The sequence below is a fragment of the Dactylosporangium sp. NPDC005555 genome (assembly GCF_040605635.1).
Lineage (GTDB): Bacteria > Actinomycetota > Actinomycetes > Mycobacteriales > Micromonosporaceae > Dactylosporangium.
Genome location: NZ_JBEXDG010000038.1, coordinates 56,611 through 75,023, shown reverse-complemented (window position 1 = coordinate 75,023; position 18,413 = coordinate 56,611). Strand labels below are relative to the sequence as shown.

Genomic DNA, 18,413 nt, shown 5'->3' with positions numbered 1-18,413 from the left:
GGTGATTCCGCTCCTTACTTTCGACTGCGTATGTCTTGCGAGGAAACCGGGCGCGATTCATTCTCGGCAATGCCGTCAAGATCGGCGCTCGGTATGTCGCTCACAACCTTGCGTAACTGTTTCCGGGTCGAAGCATGCCACGGCTCGCCGGGTGAGTGAAACCCTGCGAGGTGCCGTTGCGGCTACCTTTAGGATTCTTAAGTCGTGCCTAAGAAATAGCACGACTATAAAGCGGCACGATAGCCCCGGATCGGGCATATCGGCGCGCGCCGAGAGTGGTCCAGATCACTCTATCGTGCGCGCAGCGGCTGTAGCGGTCTTCAAGGTCGCCACGTTGTGGTGAACCATACAGCCAGATAGCCATCCGGCCTAGACATGACGGGTGTGACTTAGGCCGGATGGCAGATAAGGTGAAATATCCGGAATGGCGGACGGCTGGCTACGCGCGGAACGGGTCGTGATCCGTGAGCAGCTTGTCGAGGCGCGCCTGGTCGACCCGCTGGACGACGCCCGTGGACTCCTGGTGGTCCCGGACGCACTTGGCAAGGGTGAACGCCGACGTGACGGTGTAGAGCAACCCGATGGCGAGAAACGCGCGCATCCACTGGTTGACCGGCAGGTAGGCGATGCCGATGCCGAGGCCGACCACCGCGACCCCGAACGAGACCGCGGACTGCAGGAAGAACGCCGTGGTGGTCTTCGCGGGAACTGGTGATGTCATGCCATGAGTCTCGGCACCGCCGGGTGGAGCGTCCTGAGTCGAGCTACTCAACTCAGGGCGGGTACCGGCAGCTCGATCTTGTGAGCCCGCTGCCACGCGTCGACGACCTCGTCGGTGACGTGCGCGCGGAAGTAGTCGTTGGCGCTCAACCGGTTGGTCACCAGCTCCTCGCCCTCGGCCAGGAGACTCGCCGGCACGAGACGGAACTCGTGCTGCACGGCGGCGCTGAGCCGGCGGTGCCCGTCGATGACGTAGTAATCCGGCCCGGAGTGCCCGATCGTCAACGGTTCGAGCGCCTGCGGCCCGGCCTCACCGATCTCCGTGACGACGGCGTCCTCCAGGACGTCGAACGACCGCGTCGGATAGATCCGCATCGGGTCGAGCAGCAGCAGCGGCGGGCGCTCGCGGAGGATGTCGCCGCCGAGACGGCCCTCGAACGCGTCCACGATCATCGCGACGATGTCGTCGGGGCGGGCCCGGGTGCTGTCGCACACCAGGTCGTAGTTGCGCAGGCGGAGCTTGTCGGCACCGTACCGCGTCAGGAAGCGCACCCGCTCGCTCTCGCTGCGCCCGTGCAGCCGCTCCTTGGCCTCCTCGAGCGTCGCGTAGCGCTCGACCTCGCTGTGCGGGCGGGCCAGGACGCGACGGGCGGCCTCGTTGGGCTCGGTGATGAGGTGCACCTTGAACGCGTCGTGGAAGAAGAACCACGCGAGGCGGCTGTCGACGATGAGCTGCTCACCGGACTTGGCGATGTTGCTCTGCAGCTCGTCGACGGCGCTGTCGATCGCGTCGTCGAGCTCGGCGTGGAGGTTGAGCTGCAGCGCGGTCATGCCGCGTTCCTCGGCCATCTGCCGGTACATGTCGCCGACGCTGATACGCCGCAGTGCGAGCCGGCTGGCGAGCTCCACGGAAACGGTGCTCTTGCCGCTGCCGAGGTCGCCGTTGATGACGACGGACCGGTGATTGCTCATGCGCAACTCTCTAGGTAGACCCGCGGGGCAGTCCAGGTCAGGAGCCTAACACGCGTCCCTCAAAGCCTTTTCGGCAGTATTCTGAAATGCATTCGGAAAAGCGATTCGAATTTCGTGTAATGCGGGAGAAACATCAGTCTGCCAGCATCCCGGGGCAGAACATGGGAGGCCGTCGTTGTTCCTGACCCGCCACGAGCAGGAGCGCCTGCTGATCCACGTCGCCGCCGACGTGGCACAACGCCGCAAGGACCGCGGCCTGAAGCTCAACTACCCCGAGTCGATCGCCATCATCACCGCGTTCCTGCTGGAGGGCGCCCGTGACGGCCGGACCGTGGTCGACCTGATGGAGGCCGGCCGGCACGTGCTCGGCCGCGACGACGTGCAGGAGGGTGTGCCCGAGATGATCGTCGAGGTGCAGGTGGAGGCCACCTTCCCGGACGGCACCAAGCTGGTGACCGTCCACCACCCGATCCCATGATCCCCGGCGAGATCCTCCCGGGCGAGGGCCCGGTGGTCATCAACGAGGGCCGGGCGGAGCTGACGCTGACCGTGACCAACACGGGCGACCGGCCGGTGCAGGTCGGGTCGCACTACCACTTCGCCGAGGCCAACGACGCGCTGGACTTCGACCGCGAGGCCGCTCAGGGCCACCGCCTCGGGGTGCCCGCGGGCACCTCGGTGCGCTTCGAGCCCGGCGTGTCCCGCGACGTCGTGCTGGTGCCCCTCGCGGGAAACCGCATCGTTCCGGGTCTCCGCGTCAAAGGAAGCAAAGAGGGCGCACCGTGATGGAGATCGACCGCAGGCGTTACGCCAACCTGTACGGGCCGACCACCGGCGACCGGATCCGCCTCGCCGACACCGACCTGCTCATCCAGGTCGAGCGCGACCACTGCGCCGGTGGCGACGAGGCGGTCTTCGGCGGTGGCAAGGTGATCCGCGAGTCGATGGGCCAGTCCCGGGCGACCCGCGCCGAAGGCACCCCCGACACCGTCATCACCGGCGCGGTCGTCCTCGACCACTGGGGCGTCGTCAAGGCCGACATCGGCATCCGCGACGGCCGCATCGTCGGCATCGGCCGGGCCGGCAACCCCGACATCATGGACGGCGTCGACCCGGCGCTGGTCATCGGCCCGTCCACGGAGATCATCGCGGGCAACGGCCGGATCCTCACGGCCGGTGCGATCGACTGCCACGTGCACCTCATCGCCCCGCTGATCCTGGAGGAGGCCCTGGCCAGCGGCATCACCACGATCGTCGGCGGCGGCACCGGCCCGGCCGAGGGCAGCAAGGCGACCACGGTCACCCCCGGCTCCTGGCACCTGGCCCGGATGCTCGAGGCGCTCGACCCGTGGCCGGTCAACGTGCTGCTGCTCGGCAAGGGCAACACCGTGTCCGAGGCCGCGATGTGGGAGCAGCTGCGGGGCGGCGCCGGCGGCTTCAAGCTGCACGAGGACTGGGGCACCACGCCCGCGGCGATCGACGCCTGCCTCCGGGTCGCGGATGCCTCAGGTGTCCAGGTGAACATCCACACGGACACGCTCAACGAGGCCGGGTTCGTCGAGGAGACCCTCAGCGCGATCGCCGGACGGTCCATCCACGCCTATCACACCGAGGGAGCCGGCGGCGGCCACGCGCCCGACATCATCACCGTCGCGTCCCACCCCAACGTGCTGCCGTCCTCGACGAACCCGACCAGGCCGTACACGCGGAACACCCTCAGCGAACATCTCGACATGCTCATCGTCTGCCACCACCTCAACCCGAGCGTGCCGGAGGACCTGGCGTTCGCGGAGAGCCGGATCCGGCCGTCGACGATGGCCGCCGAGGACCTGTTGCACGACCTGGGCGCCATCTCGATCATCGGCTCGGACTCGCAGGCGATGGGCCGGGTCGGCGAGGTCGTGCTGCGCACCTGGCAGACCGCGCACGTGATGAAGCGGCGCCGCGGGTCGCTGCCCGGCGACGGCCCAGCCGACAACGAGCGGGCCAAGCGCTACGTCGCGAAATACACCATCTGCCCGGCGGTCGCCAGCGGCATCGATCACGAGGTCGGCTCCGTCGCCGTCGGCAAGCTCGCCGACCTGGTGCTGTGGGACCCGGCGTTCTTCGGGGTCCGGCCGCACACCGTCATCAAGGGCGGCGCGATCGCCTGGGGCGCGATGGGCGACGCGAACGCCTCCATCCCGACGCCGCAACCGGTCCTGTCCCGCCCGATGTTCGGCGCCTACGGCAAGGCCGCCCCGGCGACCAGCCTCGCGTTCGTCGCGCAGGCGGCGCTCGACGACGGGCTCGCGGACCGGCTCGGGCTCCAGCGCCGGCTGGCCGCCGTCGCCGACACCCGCGGCAGGGGCAAGGCCGACCTGCCGGGCAACGACGCGCTGCCGCGGATCGAGGTGGAGCCGGACACGTTCACCGTCCGCATCGACGGCGAGGTCGTCGAGCCCGACCCGGTCACCGAGCTGCCGATGGCCCAGCGGTATTTCCTGTTCTAGTCATGAAGACGCAACTGCTCATCCTGGCCGACGGCCGCTTCCCGTCCGGGGGTCACGCGCACTCCGGCGGGCTGGAGGCGGCCGTCGTCCGGGAGCGGGTCCGCGACCTCGACGACCTGCGCGCGTTTCTCGTCGGACGGCTGCACACGGCGGGACTGGTCGGCGCCGCCTTCACCGCCGCCGCGTGCGCGAGGCCGGAGACGATGGACGACCTGGAGGACGAGCTCGACGCCAGGACCCCGTCGCCCGCGCTGCGGCTCGCCGCCCGGCGGCAGGGCAGGTCACTGTGCCGCGCCGCCTCGGTGGTGTGGCCGGGCCCGCACGTGACCCGGGCCGCCGCTCACCGCGGAGGGCTGCACCAGCCGGTCGCGCTGGGCGTGGTCGCGGAAGCGGCCGGCTGCACGCCGGGGGAGAGCGCGGCGATCAGCGCCTATCACGCCGTCTCGGGTCCGGCGAGCGCCGCGGTACGCCTGCTGGGGCTGGACCCCTACCAGGTGCACGGGCTCATCGCCGCGCTCGGCGACGACATCGACCGGGTCGCTCGACAAGCCACCGAAGCCGCCCGTGGCCCCGCGGCCGACCTGCCGGCGGCATCGTCGCCGCTGCTGGACGTGTCCGCCGAGGACCACGCCTCATGGGAGGTACGACTCTTTGCATCCTGACGAACACGGCCACGAACACGGGCCGGACGAGACGCCACATACGCACCCGCACCCCGACGTCGACCCGCACCCACCACTGGCGGACACCGGAAGCGCGCGGCGCGCGGTGCGCATCGGCATCGGCGGCCCGGTCGGATCCGGCAAGACGGCGCTGGTCGCCGCGCTGTGCCGGGCCATGTCGGAGGACCTGCGCCTCGCGGTGGTCACCAACGACATCTACACCACCGAGGACGCCGACTTCCTGCTCCGCAACGGGGTGCTGCCCGCCGAGCGGATCCGCGCCGTGGAGACCGGCTGCTGCCCGCACACCGCGATCCGCGACGACATCTCCGCCAACCTCGACGCCATCGAGGAGCTGGAGGACAGCCTCGGCCCGCTCGACGTGATCCTCGTGGAGAGCGGCGGTGACAACCTGACCGCCACGTTCAGCAAGGGCCTCATCGACAAGCAGATCTTCGTCGTCGACGTGGCCGGCGGCGACAAGGTGCCCCGCAAGGGCGGCCCCGGCGTCACCGCCGCCGACCTGCTCGTCATCAACAAGACGGACCTGGCCCCGCACGTCGGTGCCGACCTGGCCGTGATGGACCGCGACGCGACCGCCCGCCGGGGCGCGCTGCCGACGGTCTTCCTGTCGCTGGTCGAGGACCCGTCGGCCAAACCCGTCCAGGAATGGATCCGGGGCCTGATGTGAGAGCCGCCGCCCGGGTCGTCGCGGAGGCGGACGGCAACGGCCGGACCGCGCTGCGGGTGCTGAAGGGCGAGGCGCCGCTGCTGCCGCGACGGACGGGACCGACCGAGGTCCACTTCGTCGGCGGCGCGGCGGCCCCGCTCGGCGGCGACGACCTGACCATGGAGATCGAGGTCGGCCCCGGTGCGGAGCTGACCATCCGCACGGTAGCGGCGAGCATCGCGCTGCCGAACCGGTTCGGCGACCCGAGCCGGCTGTCCGTCATCGTCAGCGTCGGCGAGCACGGCCGCCTGCTGTGGCTGCCGGAGCCGCTCATCGCCGCCGCCCGCTGCCGGCACACGACCGTGTCCACAGTGGACCTGGACGGGACCGCCGAGCTGATCTGGCGCGAGGAGCTCGTCCTCGGCCGGCACGGCGAAGCGCCCGGCGACGTCACCCTGTCCACAGTGGTCCGCCGGGACGGCCGCTCGCTGTACCGCAGCGACGTCGCCGGACATGCGGTCCCGCGCAGGGTGCTCGCGTCCGTGGTGAGCACCTGCGACCATCCGCCCGCGGCGACGCCGACGGCCGCGGTGATGGCCCTCGCCGGGGGCGGGACCGTCGCCACCGTGCTGGGCGGCGACCTCGGCGAGACCCGCAGGGTCACCGATCCGCTGGTTACACCGCCGCAATGCAGGAGCAAAGCGGCAGTAACCGCGCAGGCGTCTACTGCCATCGACTCACCACTGGTGAGGCGCGCCTAGGGTTCCGCGCCGGGCGAAACCGGCGGCTGGTCCGAGAGGTGCAGGCGCCCCGCGGCGAAAACCGGGGGGCGTTCCACGGCGGGACAAAAGCCCGGGAGACAGCCGTCGCAGTCCGGCTGTGGCCGGACGTACCCCGGAGGGGTTTGTCCATGGGCTTCAACCACGGTCACCCGCATCGCCACGAACTCCACGACAACTACGGCCCAGAGGCGCGCTACGCGGTCGAACGCGAGGCCGAGCTCCCCACCACCAAGTGGGAGGAGGAGATCGCCCGCGGCCTCGAATACGGCCTGCCGGGCGCGGACTCCATCGTCGACAAGCGCATCCCGACGTTCTCGCGCGGCGAGCTGCCGCACTTCGCCGGGATCAACACGTTCCTGAAGGCGCCCTACCTGGAGGACGTGCGGCGCTGCGGCGAATACGACGTCGCGGTGCTCGGCGCCCCGTTCGACGGCGGCACCACCTACCGGTCCGGGACCCGCTTCGGCCCGCAGGGCATCCGGAAGATCTCGGCGCTGTACGGGCCGTACAGTTTCGAGCTCGGCGTCGACCTCCGCGAGTCGATCACCATCGCGGACCTCGGCGACATCTTCACCATCCCGGCGAACATCGAGAAGACGTTCGACCAGATCTCCAAGGCCGTCTCGCACGTGTACCAGTCGGGCGCGTTCCCGGTCGTCCTCGGCGGCGACCACTCGATCGGCTACCCCACGGTCCGTGGCGTCGCCGAGCACATGACGGGCAACCTCGGCATCATCCACTTCGACCGGCACGTCGACACCCAGGAGACCGACCTCGACGAGCGGATGCACACCACCCCGTGGTTCCACGCCACGGACATCGCAGGCGTGCCCGCGAAGAACCTCGTGCAGATCGGCATCGGCGGCTGGCAGGCGCCCCGCCCGGGCGTCAAGGTCGGCCGGGAGCGCGGCACCACGATCATGACCGTCACCGACTGCGTGGAGATGGGCATCGAGGCCGCCGCGGCCAAGGCCCTCGAGGTGGCGTGGGACGGCGCCGACGCCGTCTGGCTGTCCTTCGACGTCGACTGTCTCGACGCCGCGTTCGTCCCCGGCACCGGCTGGCCCGAGCCCGGTGGGTTCCTGCCGCGTGAGGTGCTCAAGTTCATCCAGCTGATCGCCGAGCGGCCCCTCGCCGGCATCGAGGTGGTGGAGTGCTCGCCGCCCTACGACAACGCCGAGATCACCGCGCTCATCGCGACCCGCGTCATCTGCGACACCCTCGGCTGCCTGGTACGCGCCGGCCACCTTCCCAGGAGGACCTCATGAAGCGCCGTTCGTTTCTGACCGCTGTCGCGGGAGCGGCCGTGCTGGCCGCCTGCGGAGAGGACACATCGGGCACCTCGGCAACAGCGATCACTCTCGGCTTCTCCGCCTGGCCCGGCTGGTTCCCGTGGCAGGTCGCGCAGGAGCAGGGGCTCTTCGCCAAGAACGGCGTGACGGTGGAGCTGAAGTACTTCGACAGCTACACCGACAGCCTCAACGCCCTCGCCACCGGCAACCTGACCTGCAACAGCCAGACCCTCAACGACACGCTGTCGTCGGTGTCCGGCGGCTCCAAGCAGACCATCGTGCTGCTCAACGACAACTCGACCGGCAACGACCAGATCATCGCCGCGCCGGGTATCCGTACCGTGGCGGACCTCAAAGGCAAAAAGGTCGCCGCCGAACAGGGCACCGTCGATCACTACCTGCTGCTCCTCGCGCTGGAGAAGGCCGGTCTGACCGAGAAGGACGTGACGTTCACGCCGCTGCTCACCGACGCCGCCGCGGCCGCGTTCGTGGCCGGGCAGGTCGACGCGGTCGGCGTCTTCGCGCCGTTCACCACCACCGCCCTCGCCCGCGCCGGGAGCACGGCGATCAGCACGTCGAAGGACTTCCCGGGCGCGATCCCCGACGCGCTGCCGTTCCAGTCGCAGTTCGTCAAGGACCACCCCGACGAGGTGCAGAAGGTCGTGCAGACCTGGTTCGACACCACCGCCTGGATCAAGGCCAACCCGGCGGCGGCGGTGAGCATCATGGCGAAGAAGGGCGGCGTCTCCGACGAGGACTACAAGTCCTACGACGCCGGCACCACCATCTTCACCAAGGAGCAGAACATCGAGGCGTTCACGCCCGGCACGGACGCCACGCACCTCGACTTCCAGGCCGGCAGGATCGCCGAGTTCCTGGTGAGCACCAAGCTCGTGGAGACGAAGCCACCGCTCGACGGGCTCTTCGAGCCCAAGTTCGTGAAGGCCGTGCGGTGACGGTGACCGCCGCCAGGGCCGGCTCGCGGAGAAGGGACTGGGGGCCGCTGCCGCGGCGGCGCCCGGTCCGTCCGCCGCGGCCGGTGTTCGCGATCCGGGCGGCGCTGCCCGGCCGCACCCGGCTGGTCCTGGTGGCGCTGTCGGTGCTGCTGCCGGTCGCGGTCTGGCTGGTCCTCGGCGCCACGGAGGCGGTGCCGGCCCGCTACCTGCCGAGCCTGGCCAAGGTCTGGCAGGCGGGCGCCGGCATGGCCGCGAGCGGGCAGCTGTGGACCGACCTGTGGGCCACCGCGGGCCGCATCGTCTACGGCTTCGGCCTCGCGGTGCTCGTGTCGGTGCCGCTCGGCGTCGCGATGGGGAGCTTCGCCGCGGCGAACGCCCTGCTGGAGCCGCTGAGCGGGCTGCTGCGCTACCTCCCGGCGGCGGCGTTCACCCCGCTGCTGCTCATCTGGCTCGGCATCGACGAGTCGCCGAAGATCGCGCTCATCTTCCTCGGCACGGTGTTCTTCAACATGTTGATGACGGCGGATGTCGTACGACTGGTGCCGCGCGACTTCGTCGACGTCGCCTACACGCTGGGGGCGCGCCGGCGGGAGGTGCTGTGGAAGGTGATCCTGCCGCACTCGCTGCCGGGGATGCTCGACGCGGTGCGGGTCAACTTCGCCGCCGCGTGGAACCTGGTCGTGGTCGCCGAACTGGTGAACAGCGACACCGGCCTGGGCAAGCGGATCCTGCTGGCACAGCGCTTCACCCAGACCGACAAGATCTTCGCGATCCTCGTCGTCATCGCGGTCGCGGGCGTCCTCACCGACGTCCTGCTCCGCCTGGCCCGCAACCGGATCGGCAGGTGGCTGTGATGCTCGCGCTGACGAACGTGGGCCGGACCTTCGGCGCCAAGGTGGCCCTGGACGACGTCTCGGTGCGGGTGGACCGCGGCGAGTTCGTGTGCGTGGTCGGGGCCAGCGGCTCCGGCAAGTCGACGCTGCTGTCGATCGTCGCCGGCCTGGTCGCGCCCACGTCGGGTGCGGTCACGCTGGACGGCGCGCCGGTCGTCGGGCCCGGGCCGGAGCGCGGCCTGGTCTGCCAGTCCGGCGCCGTCTACCCGTGGCGCACCGTGGAGCGCAACATCGCCTTCGGCCTGGAACTGCTCGGGCTGTCCCGCGCCGAGCGCAAGGCGCGGATCGACTGGTATCTCGAGGAGACCGGCCTGGAGCCGTGGCGCCGGTCGCTGCCGAAGCAGTTGTCCGGCGGCCAGCGGCAACGGGTCGCGATCGCCCGGGCCCTCGCGTGCGAGCCCGAGGTGCTGCTGCTCGACGAGCCGTTCGGGGCCCTGGACGTGCAGACGAAGGAGGACATGCAGGTGTTCCTCCGCGGCGTGTGGCGCGACACCGGCACCACGGTGCTCATGGTCACCCACGACGTGGAGGAGGCGGTCTTCCTCGGCGGCCAGGTCGTGGTCCTGGCCAGCGACCCGGGCCGGGTCGCCGCGGACGTCGTCGTGGACCTGCCCGCGGACCGCGACCTGGCGGTGAAGCGCACGCGTGAGTTCCTGGCCCTGCGGGCACGGGTCGAGGACCTCGTCCGCACCTTCCACCAGCGGGTCAGCGACCGTATCTAGCGAGCGCCCCGAGCAGCGCTTCGTCCGGGGGTTCGCCGGTGTACCGCCCGCGCTCCGCCTCCAGGAACGGCAACAACCTCGGGTCCGCCGTCGCGGCGGCGAGCGCGCACAGCGCCTCGAAGATGATGTGCTGGTCCGCCCCCTCGTCCGGGTCGGACAGGTGTCGCAGCAGCTGCGGCATCGCGCGCTCGTCGCCGCGGACCGCCAGCCCGTGCACCGCCCCGGTCATCGTCGCCGCCGGCGGCGCCGCGGGCAACGTGCTTTACGGCACGGGGTCCTTGGTGCCGCGCGGCGTGGACGGGTTGCAGCGGCGGATGCGGGCCGCGGCCAGCCGGGAGCCTTCAACCAGGCCGTAGCGCTGCACGGCCTGCAGGCCGTAGTTGCTGCACGTGGGGATCTGCCGGCAGTGGGTCGGCAGGTGGGGCGACAGCCAGCGCTGGTAACCGCGGATGGCGGCGACGCCGGCCCGGCCGGGGCGGGTCGTGGCGCGGCGCGGTGCCCGCCGCGGTGCGGCGATCGCCATCAGGCCGAGCAGCGAGCCGAGCATGAACGGGTTGCAGTCGCAGAAGTCGCAGTCACACCCGTCGCCGCTGTCCCGGCGCCGGCGCCGCTGCTGCTGTTGCTGGTGCTGCTGGTTGTGGTGCTGCTGCTGCCTGCGGCGGCGGTCGCGGCGGTGCCGCCAGATCGCCACGGCGTCGCCGATCCCGATTCGCGCCATACGCCGCATTGTGTGGCCGATCGACCATGCGATCAAGGACCGGTCGCGTTTCGTACACATGGAAACGCACCCGGATGGCCGACTTCGTTCGGGCGGCCGGGAATGTCCGGACAGTCCCGGACACCCGAACGAAGTCGAACAACCGAGTGCGTCGATGCTTGGCGAGCTCTGGTGGGTCGCCGGCCTGCGGGGCTGATACCGCGGGCCGGCGCAGTGAACCACACCGTCAGGAGCTTTCCCGCTGAGGTCAGCCGGCCGCGATGGCCGGGCCGCCGTCGGTGTGCAGCTCGGTCGCCGAGGCGAACGTGCTGTCCAGGCGGGCCTGGAGCGCCTCGAGCTCCGAGTACTCCGAGGTGTGCGAGGACTCGCTGCCCTCGGCCGCGAAGACGTGGTCGGACTCGGCCGCGCTGTGGTCGTAGGACGTGTAGTCCGACTCCTCGTAGTGGGTGCCGTCCGGGTTGCTGTACTCGACGTGGTGGCCCTGGTCGAAGCTGGTGTTCTCGGCGGAGGCGTGGTCGGCCTCGTAGACGCCGAACTGCGAGTTGTGGTCGGCCTCGCTGGCGTTGACCTGGTGCAGCTGGTCCAGCGCCTCGTGGTTCTCGCCGGTCTCGACGTGACCGTAGTCGGTGCCGCCGTCGTAGTCGCTCATTTGGTGCTCCTTCTGGTGTGGGAAGTGCTGTGGTGTGGCCTTGCGATGCATATGACGTTACGGTCGGCCGCACTTCCCCGAATCCCGGAAACGTGCCACCGTCACGCGTCCCGCAGGGCGGTGGCGGTCGCGGCGTCGGCCGGGAAGAACGACTCGATGGCGAGCTCCGCGACGGTCACGTCCATCGGCGAGCCGAACACCGCCGTGATGCTGAAGAAGCGCAGCTCGACGCCGTCCTGACGGATCCGCAGCGGCACCACGACCTCGTGCGCGGCGGGCGCCGCAGCGGTCCCGCCCGGGTACGCCGAAAGCTCCGCGAGCAGGTCGGACAGCGCGGGGTCGCCGGTGGTGCGGGCCTGCCGGTCGAGGCGCCCCAGCAGGTGCGCCCGCCACTGCCCGAGGTTGACGATGCGCGGCGCGAGCCCTTCCGGGTGCAGGGACAGCCGCAGCACGTTGACCGGCGGCTCCAGCAGCGCCGGTGCCACGCCCGCGGTCAGCCGCCCGACCGGGGCGTTGGCGTCGAGCATGTCCCACCCCCGGTCCACCACCACGGCGGGAAAGGGCTCGTGGCCGGCGAGGACCTGCCGCAGTGACGCCCGCACCTGTCGCAGCTGCGAGCCGTCCAGCCGGCCTTCCGGATACGCGGGCGCGAAACCGCCGGCGAGCAGCAGCGCGTTGCGCTCCCGCAGCGGCACGTCGAGGTGCTCGGTGATGCGCAGGATCATCGCGCTGGTCGGCTTGGAGCGGCCCGTCTCCACGAAGCTCAGGTGCCGGGTCGAGATCTCCGCCTGGATCGACAGCTCCAGCTGGCTGAGCCGGCGCCGCTCCCGCCACTCGCGCAACAGCACTCCGACCGGTTGTGTCATGCGCGAATCGTAGAAGCGGGGCGGGAAGCGCGGCCATTACCTCGCAGGGAATCGACCCGCGGCGCCGGCCACAGCAGGCTGAGCGGCATGAGTGACTACGAGAGCGTCGTGCGGCGGTTCATCGAGGTGTGGAACGAGACGGACCCGGTCGCCCGGCGGGCGGCGATCGACGCGCTGTTCACCGAGGACGTGCGGTTCGTCGACCCGATGGCCGCCGTGCGCGGCCGGGCGGAGGTCGACGGGATGATCGGCGGTGTGCAGGCGCGGTTCCCCGGCTTCGTGATCAGCCCGCTCGGCGCGGTCGACGGCCACCACGACCAGGCGCGCTTCGGCTGGGAGATGGGCCTGCCGGGTCAGGAGGCGCCGGTCGCCGGCTTCGACGTGGTCACGCTGGCCGCCGACGGCCGCGTCGATCAGGTCCTGGGCTTCCTGGACCGGGTGCCCGCCCAGGCCTGAGCGGACCCGTCAGGCGGTCGCGGAGGCGCGCAGGCAGCGCAGGCCGGAGTAGACCATCCACACCGGCGTGGTGGTGGTGACGGCGGCCGAGGCGAGGTCCAGCGGGGAGAAGCCGCCGGTCGTCGTGGTGTGCCAGGCGGGGCTGAGCAGCGACAGGGCCGCCCCGCCGAGCACGAAGAACGCGCACACGCCGATCGCCGCGATCCCCGTCGCGCGGACGAACCCGCTGCCCACGCTGACGTAGCGGCTGCCGACCCCGCAGGCGACGGCGGCGAGCACGCCGAGGATCACGACGGCGTAGCCGGCGTAGTCGACGGTGTGGGCCAGCAGTGCGTAACCCCGGCTGGGCTGCCAGGTCCAACCGGTCGCCGCGGACCGCCAGGCCACCTCCGAGATCACCTGCTGCGCGGCGACGGCGCCGGCGACGAGGAGCGCGGTCCGGCGGCCCTGCAGCAGCGCCAGCTCCCGCTGGTAGTCGTCGGCGAGGTCGCGCACCGTGCCGAACTCGTCGACCGCCATCCGTGCCGCGGCGGAGGCGTCGTGGCCGGTCGCCTCGTGGTGCGCGGCGGCGTCGTGCAGGCTGTCGCGCACCTCGGTCAGCAGCTCGCGTTTCGCGGCCCGGGGACCGCGCAGCGCGGCGCCGAGCGAGGTCACGTAGGCGTCGATAACCACCCGCTCAGTATCGCCGAGGGGTGCGTGGTGCGATTGGGGGTTGTCCCTGAGGTTTTCCCCGATGTGGGAACCACCGTCAGCAGCCAAGCTACATGTAGTAAAGCTACCTATGACGGTGAAGGGGACGACGGTGCGCAAGTGGCTGCTCGGCGGGCTCGGCCTGCTGCTGGTGCTCTGCGGGTGCGGCGTGGCGGTGGTGACCTGGGTCCTGACCCGCCCGGCCGTGGACACGGTCGGCAAGGTCGCCTTCGACCGGCCGCTCAAGGTCCCACCGCTGGCCGCATCGACCGTCGACGCCGGCGGGACCCGGGTCTTCGACCTCACCGCGCAGCCCGGCGACAGCGACCTCGGCCACGGCACCACCCGCACCTGGGGCTACAACGGCGCCTACCTCGGCCCGACCCTGCGGGCGAAGCGCGGCGAGCGGGTCGCCGTCAACATCCACAACCGGCTCAACGAGCGCACGACCGTGCACTGGCACGGCATGCACCTGCCGGCGAAGGTCGACGGCGGCCCGCACCACCCGATCCAGCCCGGCGGCGACCACCAGGCCGCGTGGACGGTCGACCAGCCGGCGGCGACGCTGTGGTATCACCCGCACCCGAGCGACCTCACCGAGCGGCAGGTCTACCGCGGCCTCGCCGGGCTGTTCATCCTGGACGACGGGAAGGAACCCGGAGGGCTGCCGCACGACTACGGCGTCGACGACGTCCCGGTCGTCGTGCAGGACAAGCGGTTCGACGGCGGGCAGCTGAGCATGAGCGACAAGTTCCTCAGCGACGTCGGCATCCTCGGCGACGAGATCCTCGTCAACGGCACCCCGGGCCCGTTCCTGGACGTGCGCAGCACCCTGGTCCGCCTCCGGTTGCTCAACGCCTCGACGGCGCGGGTGTACGACTTCGCGATGTCCGACGGACGTCCCCTCACGATGATCGGCTCGGACGGGGGGCTCCTCGCCGCGCCGTACCGGACCGGCCATGTGCGCCTGTCGGTGGGGGAGCGGGCCGAGGTCCTCGTCGAGATGCGGCCCGGGGAGCGGGTCGAGCTGCGCAGCCTGGCGCCCGGCGTCGGCCGGTTCCACGGCGGCCGCGACACCTTCGACGTGCTGCAGCTGCGGGCCGCCGCGGAGCTCAGGCCCGTGACCCCGCCCGGCACGCTGGCCGGGATCGAGCGGCTGGACCCGGCACAGGCGGCGAAGACACGGACGTTCACCTTCCAGGGTCGGCAGATCAACGACGACAGGATGGACATGGACCGCGTCGACGCCGTCGTCGTCAAGAACACCGTCGAGGTCTGGAACGTCGCCAACGGCCACGACACCCCGCACAGCTTCCACATCCACGACGTGCAGTTCCAGGTGGTGTCGGTCGACGGCGGCGCGCCCCCGCCGGAGCTCGGTGGCTGGAAGGACACCCTGTTCCTGGAGCCACGCAGGAGGTACTCGCTCATCGCCAGGTTCGCCGACCACGCCGACCCGACGACCGCGTACATGTTCCACTGCCACGTCCTGCGGCACGAGGACGAGGGGATGATGGGCCAGTTCGTGGTGGTCGAGCGCGAAGGCGACCGGCCGAGGCTGGGCCACGACTAGGACAGGCGAGGTGCCGGGCCCCCCGTGGCGGCGCGGGGCCCGGCACGTCTCGCAGGCGCGTCCGTCGTCCCCGTGTGCGCCGCCGCCCGCACCGTGATGACGGGCGGACGTCGGCGGCAACCCAACGAGAGCCGCTCTGTGACGGGCATGACACATGGATCACCGCTCCCATGTCAAGAGCTATGCGGATCTCTGGTGTCGTGGATCACCGTGGCGGGCCCAGGTGGCGCCGCAGCGCGACCGGAAGCTCCCCCTCTGTGCCCGTCCAGGCGATGTAACCGTCGGGCCGGACGAGGACGAAACGGTCAGCCGCCGCGTGCACGAGCCGGTCCTCGTACCCCGCCGGGACCGACGGTCCGGTCAGCACGTGCCGGCCCGCCCGCAGCAGTTCGTACATCCGCGAACCCTGCGAAAGGAGCACGTCGGGCTGCCGGGGCGCGTCCGGGTAGCCGATGCCGATCCCGGACACCGTGCCGGCGGCCCTGCGCATGACGGCCGGCACGCGCAGCAGCGCCCCGCCGAGCAGGTCGCGCCCGGCCCGCGAGGCCCGCGAGTGCAGCATCGCGAGGCGGATCAGGCCGCCGCTGCTGCGCAGCACCAGCTCGCCGACCGGGTGGCGCTCGCTGTCGTACGAGTCGAGCAGGCCGGCCGGGGCCCAGCCCTGGGCGACGGCGGCGAGCTTCCAGCTCAGGTTGGCGGCGTCCTGCAGGCCGGTGTTCATGCCCTGCCCGCCGGCGGGGGAGTGCACGTGCGCGGCGTCGCCGGCGAGGAAGACACTGCCCTTGCGGTAGGCCGGCACCTGCCGCTCGTCGCTGTGGAAGCGCGACAGGAACCGCGCCTCGCGCATGCCGAAGTCGGTGCCGAGCGCCCGCAGGGTCACGGCGCGGACCTCGTCGAGCGTGAGCGGCGCGGTGTCGGGCTGCTGGGCGAGCCGGTCCCAGGCGAAGATCCGGAACCAGCCGTCGCCGAACGGCGCGACGAAGGCGAACGCGTCGCCCACGGAGTTGACCGCGAGGACGTCCACGGGCGCGTCGGTGAGCCGCACGTCGGCGAGCATGATCGAGCGCAGCACCGCCTTGCCGGGGAACGGCATGCCGAGCGCCTCGCGCACCGCGCTGTGCACGCCGTCGGCGCCCACGACGAAGTCGGCCTCGTAGGTCTCCTCACCCGCCAGGACGGCGCCGTCGCGCAGGCCGGTGACCGTCACGCCGCGCAGGATGCGGGCGCCCCGGTCGAGCGCGCGCCGCTCCAGGAGCTTCTCCACGTTGTACTGCGGGGTGATGAGCACGTAGGGGAAGCGGCTCGGCAGCACCCCGAGGTCCACCCGGACGCGGTTGAACAGCCGCAGCCTCGACACGACGGTCCCGGTGGCGACGAGCTCGTCGGCGAGGCCGCGGGCGTCCAGCACCTCCAGCGTCCGGGCGTGCACGCCGAACGCCCTGGTCAGGTTCGATTCGCCGGTGCGCCGCTCCAGGACGGTCACCTCGACACCCGCGGCGGCGAGGTCCCCGGCGAGCAGCAGTCCGGTCGGCCCGGCACCGACGACGACGGTCTTCATGGCATCCTCCTCCGGATAGGCCAACAACTGTTGGCCAACACATGTTGACCCCGTCGCCGAGGCCATGTCAACAGGCGATGAAATGTGTCCCGGGACGTGAGCGGTAACATCCAGGGTCTTGACTACCGGATCAAGCTCGCGGCGTCCGACGGCTCGGCGGTCTTCGCCGCCGCCGCGACCTTCTGCGCCAAGGCGGGGACGCGGTTCCAGTCCTACAACTTCCCGGACATGTACCTGCGGCACTACGACAGCGAGCTGTGGATCGCCTCGAACGGCGGCGCCCGGCCGTCGGACGACCCGGCGAACTCCGCGGCCGACACCACCGGGGTGGTGCAGGCCCCGCTGGGTTGACTTGAAGCGCTGTTGAAGTAGCACCGTAGCGAGGTGCAGAAACGCAACGCGCTCACGGTCGGCATGGTCACGCTCGTCACGTTCGTCGCCTTCGAGGCGGTGGCCGTGACGGCGGCCATGCCGACCGTCGCGCAGGCGCTCGACGGCCTCGCGTTCTACGGGTTCGCGTTCGGCGGGCCCTTCGCCACCGGGATCGTGGCGACCGTCGCCGCCGGCACCTGGTGCGACCGACGCGGCCCGGCCCGCCCGATCCTCGCCGGCGTCCTGCTGTTCTGCCTCGGCCTGCTCGGCGCCGGCCTCGCCCAGGACATCTGGACCCTCATCGCCGGCCGCCTCGTCCAGGGTTTCGGCGGCGGGCTCATCACCGTCGCGCTCTACGTCGTCATCGGCCGCGCGTACCCGCCGTCAGCGCATCCGCGGGTGTTCTCGGCGCTGTCCGCGGCGTGGGTGCTGCCCGCCGTCGTCGGCCCGGCCGTCGCCGGGCTCATCGTCGAGCACCTCGGCTGGCGCTGGGTCTTCCTGATCGTCGCGATCGCGACCCTCCCCGTCGCCGCCGTCATCGGCCCGTACGTGCGCCCGATCGGCGGCTCGGCCGGTGCCCCGCCCAACGTCCGCATGCCGTGGGCGCTAGGCGTCGCCGCGGGTGTGGTGCTGCTGCACTGGGGCGGTCAGCGCGGCGGGCTGCTCGGCGGCGTGCTCCTGGTCGTCGCGGGCCTGGCGGTGGTCGCCGTCTGCGGCCCGCGGCTGCTGCCGGCGGGCACGTTCGCCGCCCGGCGCGGCCTGCCGAGCGTCATCCTCGTCCGGGGGTTCGCCGGCGCCGCGTTCATGCAGGCGGACGTCTTCATCCCGCTGCTGCTCACCCGCGAGCGCGGCCTCACCCCGTCGCTCGCCGGGCTCACCCTCACCGCCGGGGCGCTGCTGTGGTCCGCCGGCTCCTGGATCCAGGCCCGGCAGGGGCAGCGCTTCACACCGGCGGCCCGGCTGCGGACCGGCCTGACCGCCATCGCCCTCGGCGTGCTGTCGGCGGTCGCGCTCGTCGCCCCGGCCGTCCCCGTGGCGGTGGTCGTCGCCGGCTGGTGCGTCGCCGGCTTCGGCATGGGCCTGGCCTCCCCGACGGTGTCGGCGCTGGTCCTGCAGCTCTCCGCGCCCGACGAGCAGGGCGTCAACAGCTCGGCGCTGTCGGTCGCCGACTCGCTGCTGACCACGGTGGTGCTCGCCGTCGGCGGGTCGGTGTTCGCGGCGCTGGTCACCGCCGGGCCGGTCGCCTACCTGGCAGCGTTCCTGATCGCCCTGCTACCGGCCGTCGCGGGGGCGCTGCTCGCCGGCCGGGTCACGCCGGGTAGCGCCGTTGCGGTGCCGCGGGAGCAGGTAGCGTCGAGCGCATGACCCGC

The 18,413-nt window shown here is 71.5% G+C and carries 22 protein-coding genes and 1 riboswitch; of the genes, 14 read left to right on the top strand and 8 right to left on the bottom strand.

Annotated elements, in window-relative coordinates; genetic code table 11:
• Nucleotides 1-439: 439 nt before the first annotated feature.
• Together ABZS58_RS33730 and ABZS58_RS33725 are read right to left on the bottom strand one after the other, a co-directional pair.
• Nucleotides 440-721 carry a YiaA/YiaB family inner membrane protein gene (locus ABZS58_RS33730; protein WP_354787297.1) on the bottom strand — a complete coding sequence of 94 codons (282 nt, stop codon included), beginning with the start codon at nt 719-721 and terminating at the stop codon, nt 440-442.
• A 47-nt stretch (nt 722-768) separates the two neighbouring features.
• The gene (locus tag ABZS58_RS33725) at nt 769-1,692 is read right to left on the bottom strand and encodes an AAA family ATPase (protein WP_354787296.1); all 924 of its coding nucleotides are present in this window, start codon (nt 1,690-1,692) and stop codon (nt 769-771) included.
• A 175-nt stretch (nt 1,693-1,867) separates the two neighbouring features.
• Here ABZS58_RS33725 and ABZS58_RS33720 point away from each other — a divergent pair, with 175 nt between their 5' ends.
• From ABZS58_RS33720 to ABZS58_RS33675, 10 genes are all read left to right on the top strand, one after another.
• On the top strand, nt 1,868-2,170 hold the full coding sequence (locus ABZS58_RS33720) for an urease subunit gamma (protein WP_354787295.1): 303 nt from the start codon (nt 1,868-1,870) through the stop codon (nt 2,168-2,170).
• A complete protein-coding gene (locus ABZS58_RS33715; RefSeq protein WP_354787294.1) occupies nt 2,167-2,478 on the top strand; it encodes an urease subunit beta in 312 nt (103 codons plus the stop codon). The genes ABZS58_RS33720 and ABZS58_RS33715 overlap by 4 nt, the downstream gene beginning before the upstream one ends.
• Nucleotides 2,475-4,184, top strand: coding sequence for an urease subunit alpha (locus ABZS58_RS33710; protein WP_354787293.1), 1,710 nt, complete (start codon nt 2,475-2,477; stop codon nt 4,182-4,184). Before ABZS58_RS33715 ends, ABZS58_RS33710 begins: the two co-directional genes overlap by 4 nt.
• A 2-nt stretch (nt 4,185-4,186) precedes the next feature.
• A complete protein-coding gene (locus ABZS58_RS33705; RefSeq protein ID WP_354787292.1) occupies nt 4,187-4,846 on the top strand; it encodes an urease accessory UreF family protein in 660 nt (219 codons plus the stop codon).
• A complete protein-coding gene (ureG, locus tag ABZS58_RS33700) occupies nt 4,836-5,537 on the top strand; it encodes an urease accessory protein UreG (protein ID WP_354787291.1) in 702 nt (233 codons plus the stop codon). The genes ABZS58_RS33705 and ureG overlap by 11 nt, the downstream gene beginning before the upstream one ends.
• Entirely contained in the window at nt 5,534-6,277 is a 744-nt protein-coding gene (locus ABZS58_RS33695) for an urease accessory protein UreD (protein ID WP_354787290.1), read from the top strand. The genes ureG and ABZS58_RS33695 overlap by 4 nt, the downstream gene beginning before the upstream one ends.
• Nucleotides 6,263-6,377: riboswitch (guanidine-I (ykkC/yxkD leader) on the top strand. Its footprint overlaps the gene before it by 15 nt.
• Before the next feature lie 49 nt (nt 6,378-6,426).
• Nucleotides 6,427-7,566: an agmatinase family protein gene (locus ABZS58_RS33690; protein ID WP_354787289.1), complete on the top strand. Its 1,140-nt coding sequence runs from the start codon at nt 6,427-6,429 to the stop codon at nt 7,564-7,566.
• Nucleotides 7,563-8,546 (top strand): ABC transporter substrate-binding protein, encoded by a 984-nt coding sequence (locus ABZS58_RS33685; protein ID WP_354787288.1) that lies wholly within the window; start codon nt 7,563-7,565, stop codon nt 8,544-8,546. The genes ABZS58_RS33690 and ABZS58_RS33685 overlap by 4 nt, the downstream gene beginning before the upstream one ends.
• Nucleotides 8,543-9,400, top strand: coding sequence for an ABC transporter permease (locus tag ABZS58_RS33680; RefSeq protein WP_354787287.1), 858 nt, complete (start codon nt 8,543-8,545; stop codon nt 9,398-9,400). The genes ABZS58_RS33685 and ABZS58_RS33680 overlap by 4 nt, the downstream gene beginning before the upstream one ends.
• Nucleotides 9,400-10,161 carry an ABC transporter ATP-binding protein gene (locus ABZS58_RS33675; protein ID WP_354787286.1) on the top strand — a complete coding sequence of 254 codons (762 nt, stop codon included), beginning with the start codon at nt 9,400-9,402 and terminating at the stop codon, nt 10,159-10,161. The genes ABZS58_RS33680 and ABZS58_RS33675 overlap by 1 nt, the downstream gene beginning before the upstream one ends.
• Here ABZS58_RS33675 and ABZS58_RS33670 read toward each other — a convergent pair.
• From ABZS58_RS33670 to ABZS58_RS33655, 4 genes are all read right to left on the bottom strand, one after another.
• Nucleotides 10,145-10,417 carry a hypothetical protein gene (locus ABZS58_RS33670; RefSeq protein ID WP_354787285.1) on the bottom strand — a complete coding sequence of 91 codons (273 nt, stop codon included), beginning with the start codon at nt 10,415-10,417 and terminating at the stop codon, nt 10,145-10,147. The two genes, ABZS58_RS33675 and ABZS58_RS33670, sit on opposite strands and share 17 nt — an antisense overlap.
• Nucleotides 10,418-10,423: 6 nt before the next feature.
• Nucleotides 10,424-10,879 (bottom strand): membrane protein insertion efficiency factor YidD, encoded by a 456-nt coding sequence (gene yidD, locus ABZS58_RS33665; protein ID WP_354787284.1) that lies wholly within the window; start codon nt 10,877-10,879, stop codon nt 10,424-10,426.
• A 247-nt stretch (nt 10,880-11,126) separates the two neighbouring features.
• Nucleotides 11,127-11,528, bottom strand: a complete 402-nt coding sequence (locus tag ABZS58_RS33660; RefSeq protein WP_354787283.1) for a hypothetical protein — start codon at nt 11,526-11,528, stop codon at nt 11,127-11,129.
• A 101-nt stretch (nt 11,529-11,629) separates the two neighbouring features.
• Complete coding sequence (locus ABZS58_RS33655) at nt 11,630-12,394, bottom strand: helix-turn-helix transcriptional regulator (protein ID WP_354787282.1); 765 nt, start codon at nt 12,392-12,394, stop codon at nt 11,630-11,632.
• Between the two features lie 87 nt (nt 12,395-12,481).
• Here ABZS58_RS33655 and ABZS58_RS33650 point away from each other — a divergent pair, with 87 nt between their 5' ends.
• On the top strand, nt 12,482-12,850 hold the full coding sequence (locus ABZS58_RS33650) for a nuclear transport factor 2 family protein (protein ID WP_354787281.1): 369 nt from the start codon (nt 12,482-12,484) through the stop codon (nt 12,848-12,850).
• A 9-nt stretch (nt 12,851-12,859) separates the two neighbouring features.
• Here ABZS58_RS33650 and ABZS58_RS33645 read toward each other — a convergent pair whose 3' ends face one another.
• Nucleotides 12,860-13,522 carry a permease prefix domain 1-containing protein gene (locus ABZS58_RS33645; RefSeq protein ID WP_354787280.1) on the bottom strand — a complete coding sequence of 221 codons (663 nt, stop codon included), beginning with the start codon at nt 13,520-13,522 and terminating at the stop codon, nt 12,860-12,862.
• Between the two features lie 109 nt (nt 13,523-13,631).
• On the opposite strand from ABZS58_RS33645, the gene ABZS58_RS33640 reads away from it, so the two are divergent.
• Nucleotides 13,632-15,113, top strand: coding sequence for a multicopper oxidase domain-containing protein (locus ABZS58_RS33640; RefSeq protein WP_354787279.1), 1,482 nt, complete (start codon nt 13,632-13,634; stop codon nt 15,111-15,113).
• Nucleotides 15,114-15,318: 205 nt separating this feature from the next.
• On the opposite strand, the gene ABZS58_RS33635 is transcribed toward ABZS58_RS33640, so the two are convergent.
• Entirely contained in the window at nt 15,319-16,671 is a 1,353-nt protein-coding gene (locus ABZS58_RS33635) for an FAD-dependent monooxygenase (protein WP_354787278.1), read from the bottom strand.
• A gap of 96 nt (nt 16,672-16,767) precedes the next feature.
• Here ABZS58_RS33635 and ABZS58_RS33630 point away from each other — a divergent pair, with 96 nt between their 5' ends.
• Entirely contained in the window at nt 16,768-17,022 is a 255-nt protein-coding gene (locus tag ABZS58_RS33630) for an AbfB domain-containing protein (RefSeq protein WP_354787277.1), read from the top strand.
• Nucleotides 17,023-17,055: 33 nt separating this feature from the next.
• Nucleotides 17,056-18,408 carry an MFS transporter gene (locus ABZS58_RS33625; protein ID WP_354787276.1) on the top strand — a complete coding sequence of 451 codons (1,353 nt, stop codon included), beginning with the start codon at nt 17,056-17,058 and terminating at the stop codon, nt 18,406-18,408.
• The last annotated feature ends 5 nt before the right edge of the window (nt 18,409-18,413 follow it).